This window comes from Acidimicrobiales bacterium (genome assembly GCA_036378675.1).
Classification (GTDB): Bacteria; Actinomycetota; Acidimicrobiia; order Acidimicrobiales; family Palsa-688; genus DASUWA01.
Genome location: DASUWA010000002.1, coordinates 55,708 through 70,882, shown reverse-complemented (window position 1 = coordinate 70,882; position 15,175 = coordinate 55,708). Strand labels below are relative to the sequence as shown.

Annotated in this window: 9 protein-coding genes and 1 tRNA gene; 5 read left to right on the top strand and 5 right to left on the bottom strand. The window is 64.4% G+C overall.

Annotated features, from left to right (window positions below; translation table 11 throughout):
* Positions 1-41 precede the first annotated feature (41 nt).
* A tRNA-Ser gene (locus tag VFZ97_00890) sits at positions 42-127 on the bottom strand.
* Positions 128-207: 80 nt separating this feature from the next.
* On the opposite strand from VFZ97_00890, the gene VFZ97_00885 reads away from it, so the two are divergent.
* Positions 208-1,446, top strand: coding sequence for a site-specific integrase (locus tag VFZ97_00885; GenBank protein HEX6391963.1), 1,239 nt, complete (start codon positions 208-210; stop codon positions 1,444-1,446).
* Here the strand turns inward: VFZ97_00885 and VFZ97_00880 are convergent.
* The 3 genes from VFZ97_00880 to VFZ97_00870 form a co-directional block, all read right to left on the bottom strand.
* Positions 1,424-1,639: a helix-turn-helix domain-containing protein gene (locus tag VFZ97_00880; GenBank protein HEX6391962.1), complete on the bottom strand. Its 216-nt coding sequence runs from the start codon at positions 1,637-1,639 to the stop codon at positions 1,424-1,426. The two genes, VFZ97_00885 and VFZ97_00880, sit on opposite strands and share 23 nt — an antisense overlap.
* A 103-nt stretch (positions 1,640-1,742) precedes the next feature.
* Positions 1,743-1,922 (bottom strand): hypothetical protein, encoded by a 180-nt coding sequence (locus VFZ97_00875; protein ID HEX6391961.1) that lies wholly within the window; start codon positions 1,920-1,922, stop codon positions 1,743-1,745.
* A 500-nt stretch (positions 1,923-2,422) separates the two neighbouring features.
* Positions 2,423-2,827 carry a hypothetical protein gene (locus tag VFZ97_00870; GenBank protein ID HEX6391960.1) on the bottom strand — a complete coding sequence of 135 codons (405 nt, stop codon included), beginning with the start codon at positions 2,825-2,827 and terminating at the stop codon, positions 2,423-2,425.
* On the opposite strand from VFZ97_00870, the gene VFZ97_00865 reads away from it, so the two are divergent.
* From VFZ97_00865 to VFZ97_00850, 4 genes are all read left to right on the top strand, one after another.
* Entirely contained in the window at positions 2,820-11,702 is an 8,883-nt protein-coding gene (locus VFZ97_00865; protein ID HEX6391959.1) for an RHS repeat-associated core domain-containing protein, read from the top strand. The two genes, VFZ97_00870 and VFZ97_00865, sit on opposite strands and share 8 nt — an antisense overlap.
* On the top strand, positions 11,699-12,046 hold the full coding sequence (locus VFZ97_00860) for a hypothetical protein (protein HEX6391958.1): 348 nt from the start codon (positions 11,699-11,701) through the stop codon (positions 12,044-12,046). The genes VFZ97_00865 and VFZ97_00860 overlap by 4 nt, the downstream gene beginning before the upstream one ends.
* A 581-nt stretch (positions 12,047-12,627) precedes the next feature.
* Complete coding sequence (locus tag VFZ97_00855) at positions 12,628-13,005, top strand: hypothetical protein (protein HEX6391957.1); 378 nt, start codon at positions 12,628-12,630, stop codon at positions 13,003-13,005.
* 359 nt (positions 13,006-13,364) lie between these two features.
* Positions 13,365-14,381, top strand: a complete 1,017-nt coding sequence (locus VFZ97_00850) for a Fic family protein (protein HEX6391956.1) — start codon at positions 13,365-13,367, stop codon at positions 14,379-14,381.
* 231 nt (positions 14,382-14,612) lie between these two features.
* On the opposite strand, the gene tadA is transcribed toward VFZ97_00850, so the two are convergent.
* Positions 14,613-15,092 carry a tRNA adenosine(34) deaminase TadA gene (tadA, locus tag VFZ97_00845; protein HEX6391955.1) on the bottom strand — a complete coding sequence of 160 codons (480 nt, stop codon included), beginning with the start codon at positions 15,090-15,092 and terminating at the stop codon, positions 14,613-14,615.
* Positions 15,093-15,175: the final 83 nt, after the last annotated feature.

Here is a 15,175-nt window from a genome sequence, read left to right as displayed (position 1 = left end):
TCCTCCCGAGCGTGGGGGCCCCAGCCCCACGCCGGGCCGTGCGGAGGGAGTGGGATTTGAACCCACGGTGCCCAATGGACACAACGGTTTTCGAGACCGTCCGATTCGGCCGCTCTCGCATCCCTCCAGCAGCCTTTTTGTAGTCTAGAGCTAGGTCATCCCAAACTCAATCCCAAACTGTCGCTCGGAACAGATACGGTAGGCCACGTGCCAAGGATACGGGAGAAGGCACCTGGCGTTTGGGAGATCACCGCCTCGACGGGACGGCGGAATCCTGCGACGGGCAAGTACGGCCAGGTGTCCCGCACGGTCCGCACGGCCCCGCGCCGACCGGGCGCCAAGGGATATCCCAACGCGGTGGAGGCCGAGGCAGCGAAGTTAATCGCCGAGGTGGACGGGGGCCGTCATCAGGGTAAGCGGCGCACCCTCAGCGAGCTTCTCGACGAGTACCTGCGCCATCAGGAGGCGCGCGGCCGGGCGCCCAAGACGATGCTAGAGGCCCGCCGGCGAGCTGAGCGGATCCAGGCTGATCCCATCAGTGCCAAGGATGTGCGGCGCCTGACCGGCCGTGACCTCGATGAGTTCTACGCCCGGCTTTCTTCCACCGGCGGCCGGTCCGGCAAGGGAATGCACTCGACGACCCGCCATCACTTCCACTCCTTGATTCGGGCCGCGCTCAACCAGGCCATCAGGTGGCGGTGGCTGTCGCCGCCAAATCCAGCTTCCGAGGCACGAGCCCCGGCGCTGGCACCTGACGAGCGAGTGCCGCCGACGCCGGAGGAAGCCCGTAGCCTCGCCCTTGCTGTGAGCAAAGAGAACCCCGATTTGGCCGCCCTGATCTTCGTGGACGCCACTACCGGCATGCGCCGGGGAGAGATCTGCGGGTTGCGGTTCTGCGATGTCGACTTCGAATCCGCCAGTGCGACGATCTGGTGGCGCTGCTCCGATCTGCCCAAGGACCAGACCGCCGCCTTGGAAGGTACGGGAAACGTCGTCAAGGTCTTCCCTAGCGGTGTCGTCATGTTGTCGGCCACGAAGAACAAGAAGCGGCGCCGCTTCGCGCTGGACCCGATCACCCTCGCCGTGCTCATAGAGCAGAAGGCGCGTGCCGAGTCCAGGTGCGAGGCCCTCGGCGTCGAACTGGCTTCTGACGCGTTCGTGTGGTCGCAGGTCGCCGATCACTCGGAGCCCTGGCGGCCCAACCGCGTGTCGGGCGCGTTCACGGCCTTGCGCAACCGGGAGAAGATGTCTCACAAGTGCCTCAACGACCTACGTCATTTCTCGGCGACGCAGCTCGTCGCGGCTGGCATCGATCCGAGGCTTGTGGCCGGCCGGCTCGGTCACGACGCTTCAGTTTTGTTGCGCATCTACAGCCACGTGATCCCCGCGCGTGACCAAGCCGCCGCGCAGCTGCTCGGCGAACTCATGAGAGGCGAGCCCGGTTGAACGGTTCTCGTCGAATCGCAAGCAACTCCTCGAGGGCTCGGCGCGTAACCCTGATGGCTCGGCCCAACCGGATCGACTTCAGGGCGCCGGTATTGATCAGCTCGTAGACGCACCACTTGGAGCACCGCAGCACCACGGCGACCGACGTCGGGGTAGTCCGCCAGAGCCAACTTCCTTCGGTCTGTGCCGACATCTTCACCGACCCCGACGAGTCTGGGTCCTGACCAGTCCTGCCTTGAGCTTGATGTCTTCATCGGGGCTTGTCCTCCCGATGCGACTGCGTTACATGAAGGCCGTCAGGAACGGCGATCTCGGGACAGCCGGTCGAGCTCTTGCTGCCTCTCTCGTTCGGCGTCTCGATCGTTGTAGGCCATGGATTCGAGGTAGGTCTTGGGGCCGACGGCCTTGATCTGGGCGGCAAAGTCGGCGAGGAAGTCGACGACCTCGTCGAGCTTGTCGCCATACTCGCCTTCCACTTGACGCAGGCGGCGTTTGCGCCAGACGCGGAAGTGGTCGAATCGGGAGTGTCTACGCCTGAAGCCATTCGGACGATTTGAAGGAGAGGAGGCTGTTATGTCTAACTATGTCTCAATAGCAGGTTGCCGGGTCGACGCGACGGCTCGCGACAGCGGGGTGGCAGTCGAATCGCTGGGAAAGGACGGAGGGGGCCTTTTGAGTTGGAGGAGAGCGGCTGGTGTGGTGTCGCGGCCCTTGGGGCAACTTTCGTTCTCTGACGTCTTTGGTTGATTAGATCCGCTCTGCGGCCACCGAGCAGTTGAGGCGTGGTTCGGAGCTGTCGTTGATAGTTCTTGTTCTGGACCCGTGCGCCGATAGCGACTGGGAGCTGTTCGTCCTCGTTGTGTCCGCCTCGGTAGATATTCGTTTCAACGCCTGGAAGGGGCGCAAATGTTGCCAAGTGGTGGACTTCGTCGGTCCCAGCCGCGCCTGCGCGAGGTTACCGGTCTCTACTCTGCGGTCAGCGGTTGCGAGCGGCGCGCACGTCGCGTCGTCGCGGGAGCCTCGCGATGACCGCCCACTCCCCTTGGGGCGATTTGTTGCGACGGTGGAAACCACGGGCCGCTGTGGTGGCGGTGCTGGCGACCAGCGCAGCGTGGCTTCCGGCTGTGCCTGCTTCGGCGGCGCAGCCGTCGAGCGCCCCCACCGCCAGGAGTGCGCAATCCGGTCTGGCCGACGCGTCGTCGGCCGATACCGATCTGAAGGCGTCGGAGATCGCCCGCCATTTCCACCACGAGGTGACGGTGAGCTCGAGGACCTCGCAGACGACGGAGATAAAGGCGGAGCCGGACGGGTCTTTCAAGATGACCGAGTCGTCGGTCCCTGTGCGGGTCCTCCAGAACGGACGGTGGGTACCCGTGGACACGTCCTTGCAGCGGGGCATGGACGGTCAGTGGCGCCCGGTGGCGTCACCAGCGCAACTGGTGTTCTCCGGTGGCGGACCGGGAGCGATGGCGAAGGTGTTGTCGCTGGGCAAATGGATCTCGGTGTCGTGGCCTGGCGGCCCGGTCCCTGCACCCTCGGTGTCGGGGTCGACGGCCACCTACACGAACGTGCTGCCAGGCGTGGATCTGGTGCTGACCGCCTCGGTGCAGGGCATGCGCGAGGTGCTGCGGATCAACTCGCCCACAGCAGCGGCCGACCCGGGGCTCGGATCGTTGCGTTTCGAAGTGGCGGGGGCCCACCTGTCGGCTGGGGGAGCGGGTTCTGCCTCATCGGCTGATCATCTGCTGGTGCCTTCGCCGGTGTGGTGGGATTCCTCGTCGCCCGGCGCGTCTGTGGACGGCCCGGGCATGGGGGAGGGGGGCCGGCCGGTGAGCGATGTCGTGTCGGCCGACTCGGTGAGCATCGACGCGGCGTCACCGGCGCGCTCGACCGGGGTGAGCTTCCCGGTGTTCGTGGACCCAGTGGTTCTGAACAACTACATCAACTACACCTACGTCGACGTTCGCTACCCGAACCAGTCCTATTTCGACAACACCTCCTTCCAGCATGTCGGATATGTGACCTCTGGCGACGGCACCCATGTGGCTCGCTCGTTTTGGGAGATGGACTCCTCGAACATCATGGGGACGACGATCGCCAACGCGGTGTGGAACATCTACCCGGAGTGGTCTTACTCGTGCACTCCTGAGCCTGTATCGGCGTATCTGACCGGTCCCATCGGGCCTGGCACCACATGGAACGCGCAGCCCGCGCAGCTCACCGGTCAGGACACCCAGACCTTCGCCCAGCAGAACCCGTACTTCCCCGGCGGCAACCCCAACACGGCCTGCCCGACGAACGGGAACCCGATCCAGTTCAACGTCACAAACGCCATCCAGCAGGCGGTCGCCAACGGATGGACCAACACGACGTTGGGTCTGTACACCAACGAATCGAACCCTTACTACTGGAAGCAGGTCAGCGACGGGGCGACCTTGGAGGTCTCCTACTATCACACGCCGTCGACCCCGTCGGGGCTGTCGGTGACACCGTGTTCGTCGCAATGCTCACCGCCGGTGGTCACGACGTCTTTGAACCCGAACCTGACGGCTACCGCCACAGATTCGGACAACTTGTCGTTGGACTACCACTATCAGGTGTGGGCGGGCTACTCGTCGTTGCCTTCCTCCGAGGTGGCGGCGGGGACCCAGTCGAATGTGGGCTCAGGGGCGCAGAGCTCATGGCAGGTGCCATCTGGTTTGGCGTCGGGCGGTCAGTACGAATACCGCGTCCAGGACTGCGTGGATCAGTGGAACACCGTGTGTTCCGGCTGGTCAGGGTGGGAGCAGTTCACCGTGGCCAACACGCCGAGCGCGCCCCAGAGCGTGTCCGCTACCGGCGGGGATAGCCAGGCGACGGTCACCTGGTCCGCACCGGCGTCGAACGGCGGATCAGCCATCGACCAATTCTCCGTGACCCCCTACAACACGACAACAGCTACCGCGGGGTCGGCGACCTTGGTGTGCGCCACGTGCTACTCGGCTCGCATCACCGGTCTGACCGGCGGTGACTCCTACTACTTCACGGTGGCTGCGCACAACGCCAATGGTTACGGGCCGGGCGCGAATTCGAACACTGTCGCGGTCACCGGAACCGTCCGCGCCGGAGGTACCACCCCCTACCTGGGTTTGGAGAACTGGTGGAGCTATGTGACCTCCCCGGTTGGTCCGCAGGCCAGCGCTGGGGTGAACGTCTCCGACGGGAACCTGGTCTTGCAGCAGACCGACTCGACCCCGGTGAACGGTCATGGCCCGCTGGGGATGATCGTGGAGCGCACCTACAACAGCGAGGACGCGACGGCTCTGTCGTTCCCGGGGAGCTTCGGGACCGGCTGGACGCTAAATGTGGGCGAGGCGGACAACCTGGTCGGCTCGGGTGTGGGAACGTCTGGGATCTTCTTCGGGTCCGGTGCGGCCACGGACTTGCTGAACAGCCCGTTGAACGTCGTGCTGGTTGACCGCGACGGCACCCACCACACTTTCGTGCCTCAACCGGTGAGCGCTCCTTCGGGGGCGCTCGGACAGCTCGCCGAGGGCGGGACAGGCAGTCTCACTGGGGCCACCAAGCTGATGGAGACCATCCTCAGCTCCGGCAACCCCGGAGTGGTGTTCTATCCCTCGCCGGGCGCGAACGCCACGCTGTGCATCGACCAGGGCTACACCGCCCCGCCGGGGGTGCATCTCGGCTTGTGGCGGTACGTGGCATTGACCGGGCAGGCGGCAGCGGGCACATGCTCGCCGGCCTCGGGCACCGTCACCTCACTCGCCGGTTACGCCGCCGAACGCCCCGACGGGCTGCGATACGTGTGGGCGCCGACCGGTGAGCTGCTGTCGCTGACCAGCCGGGCCGGCACCCAGCTGGCCTACGGGTACCAGACCCTCCCGGTCCTCTCGGCCGCCCCGACAGCGCTCGGCCGTCTGCGCTACGTGGTCGAGTCGTCGGTCCCCAACTGCTCCCCCAACGCGCAGGGCTGGACACCTCCTAGCACCTGCCGGTCCCTGCAATTCGCCTACAGCAACCCCGCGAATCCGAGCTGTCCTGTCGACAACGCCACCGGCGTAACGGCAACCACGTGTGTCACCGATCCAGCCGGGCGCCCGACCACTTACGACTTCGACAGCGCCAATCACCTCATAAGGGTGGTCAACCCCGACAGGTCCGTCCTCCTCTACAGCTACGGCAACGCCTGCGGGTCCAGTGACGGGGCAGGCGCCGACCAGCTGTGCTCCGCCAGCGACCCCCGCGGTGCGGTCACCTCGTTCACCTACACCCCCGACCCCTTCACGGGCCAGAGCGTCGACCCTGCCGGCGGAAAGCCAGCGATCGCGTCGGTGACCGACCGCAGAGGCGCCACCACCGCCTTCGCGTACAACGCCGCCTTCGCCTACACCACCGTCGACCAGGCCACCGCCGCACCCCCCTCGTCGTGCGGGCCGAGCTCCACCTCGGGTTGCGATCAAACCCAGTTCGCCGGGATCGACACCTCCGGACGTGTCGCGGAGGTCGACACCGGCACCCCATACACCGGCAGCGCTTGCCCGGGCACGTCTCTGCTGGAGCATTCCACCTGCTCGCTCACGGTGACCAGCAACAGCTGGGACACCGCGTCGGCCACCTGCAGAACCCCGGACTCGATCGTCGACAACGACTTGTGCAGCACCAAACGCCTGGGCATGTCCGATGCCGAGACCGGACAGACCAACCACATCACGACACCCGACGCCCTCACCAACACCACTTACACCGTGACCGGTGACGTCCTCGCGCAGTCCCGCCAGATCGGCACCAGCCCACAAACCTTCGCGACCCTCACCAACGGCTACAACCTGCAGTTCTGGGCCACCGGCGCGACCGCGTCGTCAACCGCCAACTATCAAGTCGCCGGTGCCGGCACGACCACCATGTCGTCGGGATTCTCCGCTGTCCCTGCAGGGACGCTTTTCGTCATCGCCGACCACAGCCAGTCGCTCTCGCCCAACGGGAACAACCAAGGTTCCTCAATACCGGCGTGGACCCCGTATCTGAGCAGCTGGGTGACCGACTCGTCCTCCACGGTCCAGCCCAACGTGTTGCAATCACCGTCCGACCCGACCCAGGCGGCGCTGTGCACCACCATCCACGCAAACACAGGCGTCGTCTGCGAAACCGACACCCCAGCCGACGCCGCGGTGAACACCCCCGCCGGGGTCTGCTCAAGATCAGGACAGGTCGCTTGCACCACCTACGTCTACAACGGCTACGGCGAGAAAACCCAGATGACCACCCCCATGGTCAACTCGGGCAAGGACACCGGCTCCTACCGATACCTCTACTACCCCGACAGCGCAAAGGACCTATCGGGGCACACCAGCGCCGGAGGCTGGCTCGAAGCTGTGATCGACCCGACCGCCAGCTACGGCACCGCCGGATCGGCGGCCACCGCCACCACGAACTTCGTCGCCTTCGGATACGACTCCGCCGGTAACACGATCAGAACCTGGGACCGCAACACCACAACAGCGGCGGGCCAGCAGGCCAGCTGCTACGGCAACCCGGCCTGCACCACCGTCAGCGGATACAGCCAGACCCTCTACGGAGCCGACAGCGTAACCTCCTGCACCCCCGATGTCGCGGCCACGCCTTGGCGGAGCGCGCGCATGAGCGTCGACGCATTGGGCGACGTCACCTGCTACCAGCGCGACAACAACGGCAACCCCACCACAATCACCCCGCCCAGGGGGATTATCGACACAGCCCACAACTACGCGACCATCCAAATCTTCGACGCGGACGACAACCTCACATCCAAGACCCTGCCGACCGGCTCCAGCGACGGGCAGGTTGCCGCCACCACCAACTGGGCATACGACGGCGCCCGGCGCAAGATCACCCAAACCCAGCCGCCCCATAGCGCAGGATCGGCCGACACGCCGATCAGCGCCTGGGTCTACGACGCCGCCGGACGTAACACCGTCACCTACACGGTCCGCTCGGCCAACTCCAACTACGGCGCCACCACCTGCAACACCAACCCGTCGGGGCTTCCAGGCTCGATACCCGCCTCGGACTACGTGTGCGTCGCCACCACGGCCTTCGACGGGCTCGGCAACCCCGTCAAGCTCACCGACGCCACCAATGCCACAACCACCAACCATTACGACGGTCTCGGCCGACCGGTCCAAACCTTCGAGGCGGCCAGCGCCGACTTCGCGAACCCAGAAACCGACACGGTGTACGACGCGGACGGCAACAAGATCGCCGTCTGCCCCCCCAGGGCGTTCGCCGAAGGAAAACTCGCCACCGGAACCTGCGGGCCCCTTCCCTCGAGCGGCACCGGTGACTACTACTCCACCTACACCAGCTACGACCCCGCCGACCATCCAGTCGCCACCACCCGCTACCGGGTAGCAGCCGGCACCGCCGACGGGAACGCCACCAACCCGACCGTGTTCACCACATCGGCTACCTACGACGCGGACGGCAACGAGATATCGGCCACCGACGCACGCGGCAACTCAACCACCTGGACCTACAAGGCCTTGGACCGCAAGATGGCTATGGCGGTCCCCCGCTCGGCGGGAGTGACCGAGATCACCAACTACGGCTACGACCCCTCCGGGGACACCACCTCGGTGACCGACCCGACCAACAGGGTCACCGGATACACATTCGACTCCGACCTGCGACCCGTCGACACCATCGTCGGCTACGACCCGACCGACAACTCGGGCGCCTACGACCCAACCAAGGGCTCCAATGTTCGCACCCGAAGGATCTACGACGCCGACGGCAACATCGCTGCCGTACTACCCCCACAAGCGTTCCGTTCCTCGGCGACCAGCCCTGACATCTCCTACATGAAGGCATGGGATATCGACACGGACGGACGGCCCACTGCCTACTACAGCCCCCGCACCGGTGACGGCATCAGCGACCCCGGGAACGACGGTGGCGCCCAACCGGCCGACTGCACCACCGCCAACCGGCCCGCCTCGCTGGTCGTAGCCCCCGGCACATCCACACCCTTCTACCCCGGCACCATCGGGGTGTGCGTCACCCGTTCCGCCTATGACGCCGAGAGCGAACTGACCCGCATCACGCCCGGTACTCCGGACCCTTCGAGCCGCTACCAGGCGATCACCTACAGCGACGACGGCCTCAAGATCGGGCTCGACACCCCGAACCCGGTCAACGACCTCAGCCAGGCCGACTACAGCTTCGGCTACGACGGGCAGGGACGCCAGACCACCCTGACCGAACCCTCGGGGTTGATCACCGCGAGGGTCTACAACCCAGACAGCACGCTGTACCAAACCGAGGTCAACGCCTCCCCGAACGCCACCAGCCTCTTGGCGTCCGGTTCCTGGTTTGTGACCGAAAGCGATCACTACGACGCTTCCGGTGAGAAGACCTCCACCGTCTTGCCGCAGGCGGCTAGCGGCCAGAACCCAGCAACGGTCAGCTACAACAGCGACGGCACTGTCGCATCGAGGACCGACACCGGCGGCGATGTCACCTCCTACAGCTACGACGCCAACGGGAACCCCACCACCGTCACGTCCCCAGATGCCAACGCCAAAGCCGCCGCCAACCCGCTGGGGCTGTCGACCGTCCAGGGCTGGACCTTCGACAACCTCCTCGCGTACAGCGCGAACCCACTCTCGACAGACGGCACCCGCTACCGCCAGACCAGCTACGGCTACGACGCCCAAGGCCGCCAAACCAGCATCGACACCTTCCTCGCCGACGCCAACAGCCCGCCGAACGCCCTGACCGGCTACCCCAAAGACCCCTCACTCGGGGCCGACCCAGGGACGATCACCACCACCTACGACAACGCGGGGCGCCCGTCGCTCCAAAGCGGAACCAATAACGGCGACACCATCACAACCACCTACGACCCCGCCGGCAACCCGACCCGCATCGCAGACACCGCCTCAAACTCGACCGTTACGGCCAGCTACTACCTCGACGGACTCCTCTACCAGACCGCGGACGGGACCGAAACCCAAACCAACAGTTACGACGCGGTCGCCGCCCTAACCGGCCGCTCCGACGGACCCACCGGCAACGGGGGGACCACGACCACCTACACCCAGAGCGACGCCGAGATACCCATTCAGGCAACAACAAGCATCACTGGCCAAAACCCGATCCGCTTCTCCTATAACAGCGACGGCCTGCTCACCAATCGCTCCGACGGCAACCAGGACAACACTCAATACAGCTACTACGCCGACGACGCCCTGCAGACTCAGACGCTCACCGGACCTCAGGGCACACTCTCAGCGTGGGGCTACAGCTACGACAACCAGGGTCGCATCAACAGCCAAACCCTGGCCTGCACAGCGACAACCGGATGCCCGCTAAGCGGCAGCACAGCCGGCACCTGGAACACCGGCAACTACTCCTACAGCTACGACGCTGCTGGACGGCTCGCCTCTTTCAACCAAGCCGGCACCAACCAAACCATCACCTACGACCCGAACGGCAACCGAACCGGATACGGGCCGACCGGCTACTTCTACGGACCAGACGACGCCATCTGCGGTTCCGGAAACGGAACCCAGTCAGGCTGCAGCGCCAGCTACAGCTACGACGGCGCAGGTCGGCTCACTTCAGACGGCTGCACCAACTACACCTACGACCCGTTCGGACGGACCCAAACTGCGACCGTCACCGCCAGCACCTGCGGCAACCCGGCCACAGTTACCTACGGCTACGACGGCCTAGGACGCCAAACAAACGACACCTCCCACACACCCGTAGGGGCCGGGACCACGGTGAACACTTTCACGACTGTCACCTACTACGACCTCACAAGCCACGTCGCTGACGAAACAACAGACAGCCTGACGCTCACCAGCTACGAGCTAGCCCCCAACGGCTCACCGCTTGCCGTTCACGGGTTCCCCGACCAGACCCAATACCTCTCCACCGACGGCAACAACAACATCGCCACCGTCGAAAACAGCGCCGGGCTCATCGCCTGCGCCACCCGCTACGACCCCTTCGGCAACCCGACCAACCTTCCGTCAGGCGCCACCAACGCCTGCAGCGTCGGAACAAGCATCAGCGACCTCGCCTACCAAACCAACAGGCGAGACCAAAACACCGGCACCTACCAAAACGGCACCCGCACCTACGACCCGACCAAAGCCGCATTCACAACCCCCGACAGTTACCTCAACGGCGGATCACAAGCCAACACCTCCATCCACACCGACCCACTCACAGCCGACACCTACACCTACGTAAACGGCGACCCACTCAACTTCAACGACGCGAACGGGCATCACATCGCCTGCGACGACCCGTGCACTGCTGCCGACCGGGCCGACATCAAAGCAGCCGAACAAGAGTCGATCCGCAGTCAAGAGGCATCCTACGCGGCCGGGGAACAGATCGGCGCCTACCAGCACCAGGTCGCGCTCGACGCTTACACCGGCCGCCTGTCTGCGGACGAGCAGGCCTTCCGGGCCGACCTCAAAGGCTGCGTGTACGAGCAAGCTCTCTGCGGTGCCGCGGGTGATATCGCTTACGGGGCCACCCCCGCTCAGGCCGCCGCCCTGGCCCAGGAACTCTGCGCCCAGGACAACAGCATGTGTGACGTCGGCGCCACCTACCCCGATCCCACCTTCAGCGCCATCCAAGACCAAATCGTCATCACCGTCCTCACTCTCGGCGCGGGCACGCTCATCAAAGCCGGCACCTCGGGTGCAATCGGCGCCGTCAGCAGCATCCTGCGAACCGGCGGTGAGGAAGCCGCCGCTGCGATACCGGAACAAGTGGCAGCCGCTGTAGCTGAACAACCAGCCGCCGCCGCGGCGAGAGCGGCACCAGCCGCGGCAGAGGAAAGTGCGGCGGCCGGAGGACCGATTCGATGGGGTCCGCACAATGGTCCTGGGCCGCTCGACAAAATCACGATGCCAAGTGGCGAGACTGTTGCCAGCACCTTCCGATCGGGTAGCTACACACAGCTCACTACTGCTGAAGACACCACGCTTTACCATGCCTACGGCGGTCGGTCGGGCCCCCTCTCGCCGTTCTGGACCCAGACGATGCCAACTGGGCCACTCCAGGGCCAGCTCGACTTAGCGTTGAACCCTGCCTGGGAAAACACTGCTGAAGCCGTTTCGGCCATAAGAGTCCCGGCAGGCACCGAGATATTTGAGGGAATCGCCGGACCGCAAAGCATCGCCGGAGGCGGCAGCCTTCTCGGCGGCGGCAGCCAGGTATACATCCCGTGGGTTAACCCGGATTGGTTGTTGCCATGAGCGCCGAGGTCGTGCTAACGACGGTCATCGATTGGTTTCGCCAAGCGAAGGTGGCGAGCCTCGAACTTCCGGACGGTTGGTTCGGCGGCCCAGGCCGATCACTTCATCAGCTGACCAAAGCTGAGGTGTGGAACGATCGCCTGTTGCTCGAACTCGACGAACAACTGTTGCTGGTGTTAACGGCACCGGCACAACCCGTGGTTGGCGACGAGGAGCTGGTCATCGACAGTTACGATCAACTGGTGTTCGACTGGCAGGAGTACGGCAACAAGAGGCCACATGCGGAGGTGTACCGCTCCGGATCTATTCGGTTTGTCGCTCAGCACCGCCCTGGCTCGCTATGACAGCTTGGCGCAGAAGCGTCGGTCCCTATGGCGGCTCGAAGTCGGGGAATCTCCCTTCTTGGGCGCACCCGACAAGCTCGCAGCTGGAGCTAACGCCGCTGGTCTCTTAGGACTAGCCGCCCTTGGGGGGTACTTCCAGGCCTCCGTCGGCGAGTGATATCCAAACACTCGACACGACCCCCGAAGCCGCGATTGATGAAGGTCTTCCGGAGCGTACCCGAGTGTGCAGAGCGACCTGACTCGACTTGAGCCTGAGCTCAGCGACACGACCTTCTTCCATTACACGGATGAGGCGGGATTCCAAGGGATAATGAAGACAGGTCGTTTTGTCCCGGGATCCAGCGGGAACGTCTACTTCACTCAGGACATGTTGTCCTCGGAGGAGACATCTGCACATCTGTTGCCGGGAACCCCGCCTACGCTGGGAACGGCGACTTCGTCATAGCGATTAACCAGCCTGAGGGAGCGCTCTTCGCACGTGGCACACAACCGAATGAGTTCATTCACCAAGGTGCTCTCTCGTTTCTGCCGTCCGACTTCCTTTATGGCGGAGCAAACCCTTTCAGATGAGGTAAGGATTAGTGTTCGAAAGCCTGTCAATCGAACAGTTGTTGATTCTGCAGAGGGCTCTGCTTGAAGCGAAGTTTCTGGCCGAACCGCGTGATCCAGCCCTCCAGGGAAGCCCGATTCTCGCGGAGCTGTCCTTCGGCGTTGTTCAAGCTATAAAGGACCACTACGCCCGTGTCGGTGATCGCGGCCGTGTTCAGCAGTGGATTGACTGGTCACAATGGCACCGCAGAACCATTGAGAAAGATCTAGTGCGAGACCACTTGCGGTCGCTCGAAAAGTGGAATCAGATGAGCGAGGAGGTTCGGATGGCTTACGTACGATCGCTCGTTGCTCCCTTCGTGATCACACCGGAGGAGCTTGGGGAGTTGATTGGCAGCGTTTCCGAATGAAACCCTCCGGGCACGGTCTCATCGAGCTAGCCAGAGGAGCCACTGGCTCTGGGCCTCACGTTTCGGTGACCCCCTGACTCCTTGATGATGTAACGGAGACTCTCAGCAGACGGGCGAATGAAACGCCTGACTGGACTGGCCTCCTAGTTCGAAGCGAAATACGTCCCCGATCGCTTCGTGCCCGCCACGAACTGGTGAGTGTTCAGTTGCAGCCAAGCGGGGCTTCGGCACTGAGTTGGTGCTCTTGAATCGCGGGGCGGCATCAGGACTGAATCCGTGGGGGTACCAATTTTGTAGAGGATGTCAAGGACGAATCTCAACGCGACAAAAGGTCATTTGTCGTGCTAAGCTCGAAATAAATGGAACACAACAAAACTGGTCCTGGTCGTCCCTCCCGGAAAGCGGTGTACCAACGCCTCGAGGAAGCGGTCGCCGAGCTGAGGGATCGGCTTGGCGGACTCCCCTCGCCGGCGGAGGCCGAGGATATCTGGATGGCTATCTGGTACCAGGAAGCCCATCACTCCACGGCCTTGGAGGGCAACACCTTGGTGCTCCAGCAAGTGGAACTCCTCTTGGCGGAGGGGAGGGCGGTCGGCAACAAGGAGCTTCGCGAGTACATGGAAGTCCGAGGGTATGCCGACGCGGCGAGGTGGGTCTACGGACAGGCCCTTGAACCGGGAGAGTGGAAGCCGGAGGCTCCGCTGACCCTGACGGAGGTCCGGCACGTGCATGGTCTCGCCCTCGGACCCGTGTGGGGAGTGTCGCCACACCCCAACGCGACGCCCAAGGAGAAGCCTGGCAGCTTCCGCGAACACGACATCCAACCGTTCCCCGGCGGCATGACACCACCGTCGTGGGTCGAAGTGCCAGCGGCGATGGCTGACTGGGTGCGCTCCCTGAAGGTCATTGCGGCCTCGGACAACCTGATTGAACGGATCGCCGCCGCCCACGGCGAGTTCGAACGAATCCACCCGTTCCTGGACGGCAACGGACGGACCGGGCGGCTGATGATGAACCTTCTGCTTGTGCGCTTTGGGTATCCACCCGCGATCATCTACACGAGGGATCGGAACCGGTACCTCAACGCCCTACGCCGAGCCGACGGGGGAGAGCCGGGCCCGCTCGGCGAGATGGTCGCCCGGGCCGTCAGCGACAACCTTTACCGGTTCGTGGTGCCGGCGGTGGCTGGACCACGGCGCCTCGTGCCCTTGGCGGCTCTCGCCACCAAAGAGCGGAGCGTTTCGACCATGCGGGCGGCCATCGAACGGGGCCGACTGCGGGCCCAGAAGGGCCCGGATGGCCACTGGAGAAGTAGCAAGTCCTGGGTCGACGAGTATCTCGCCAGCAAGTACCAGCGGAGCCAGAAACGGACTTGAAGTCGGGTGTGGCGGAAGGTCTGCACGCGAGACCGTCCGATCAGCTATCCCAAAATTCATCCCAAAATTTGCAGCCCACGGCAACCGAAACCGACCGACTCCATCCAACGGCCGATCGAGAAACCCCAGGTCACAGGCCATGAGGACCTACGACGGCCTACCCCCCAAAACAGGTGTTCACCCTTTTCGAGACCGTCCGATTCGGCCGCTCTCGCATCCCTCCTGGGTTCCTCAAAGATTACCAGCGGCACCTTCGGCGAGTTTTCGCCTGCGCTGCGCGAACCAGCTGCTGAGCAGCTGCGATGCTTCGGCCTCGCGGACACCGGTGACGACCTCGAGCTCATGGTTGAGCCTTGGGTCGGCGCACAGGTTGTAAAGCGAGCCGCACGCGCCAGCTTTGGGGTCGGCGCACGCAAACACCAACCGAGCCACGCGTGCGGCCACGAGCGCGCCGGCGCACATCGGGCAGGGCTCGAGGGTCACGTAAAGGGTTGCGTCCGACAAACGCCACGTGCCGAGCGTGCGCGCGGCTTCCCGGAGGGCGATGATCTCGGCGTGGGCGGTCGGGTCGCCTGTCGCCTCCCGCCGGTTCCCTGCGGCTGATACAACGTCGCCGCGCGAGGTGACGACCGCGCCAACTGGGACATCGCCGTCGTCGCCAGCCTTGCGGGCTTCGGCGAGCGCGAGGTCCATGGCGTCCAGGTCGTTCACGCCGGGCAAGGTATCCCCCAAGCAGGAGAACGGCTACTTGGCGGCGAATAAAACCAACAGTCAGCTCGGACGGCGCTGGGGCC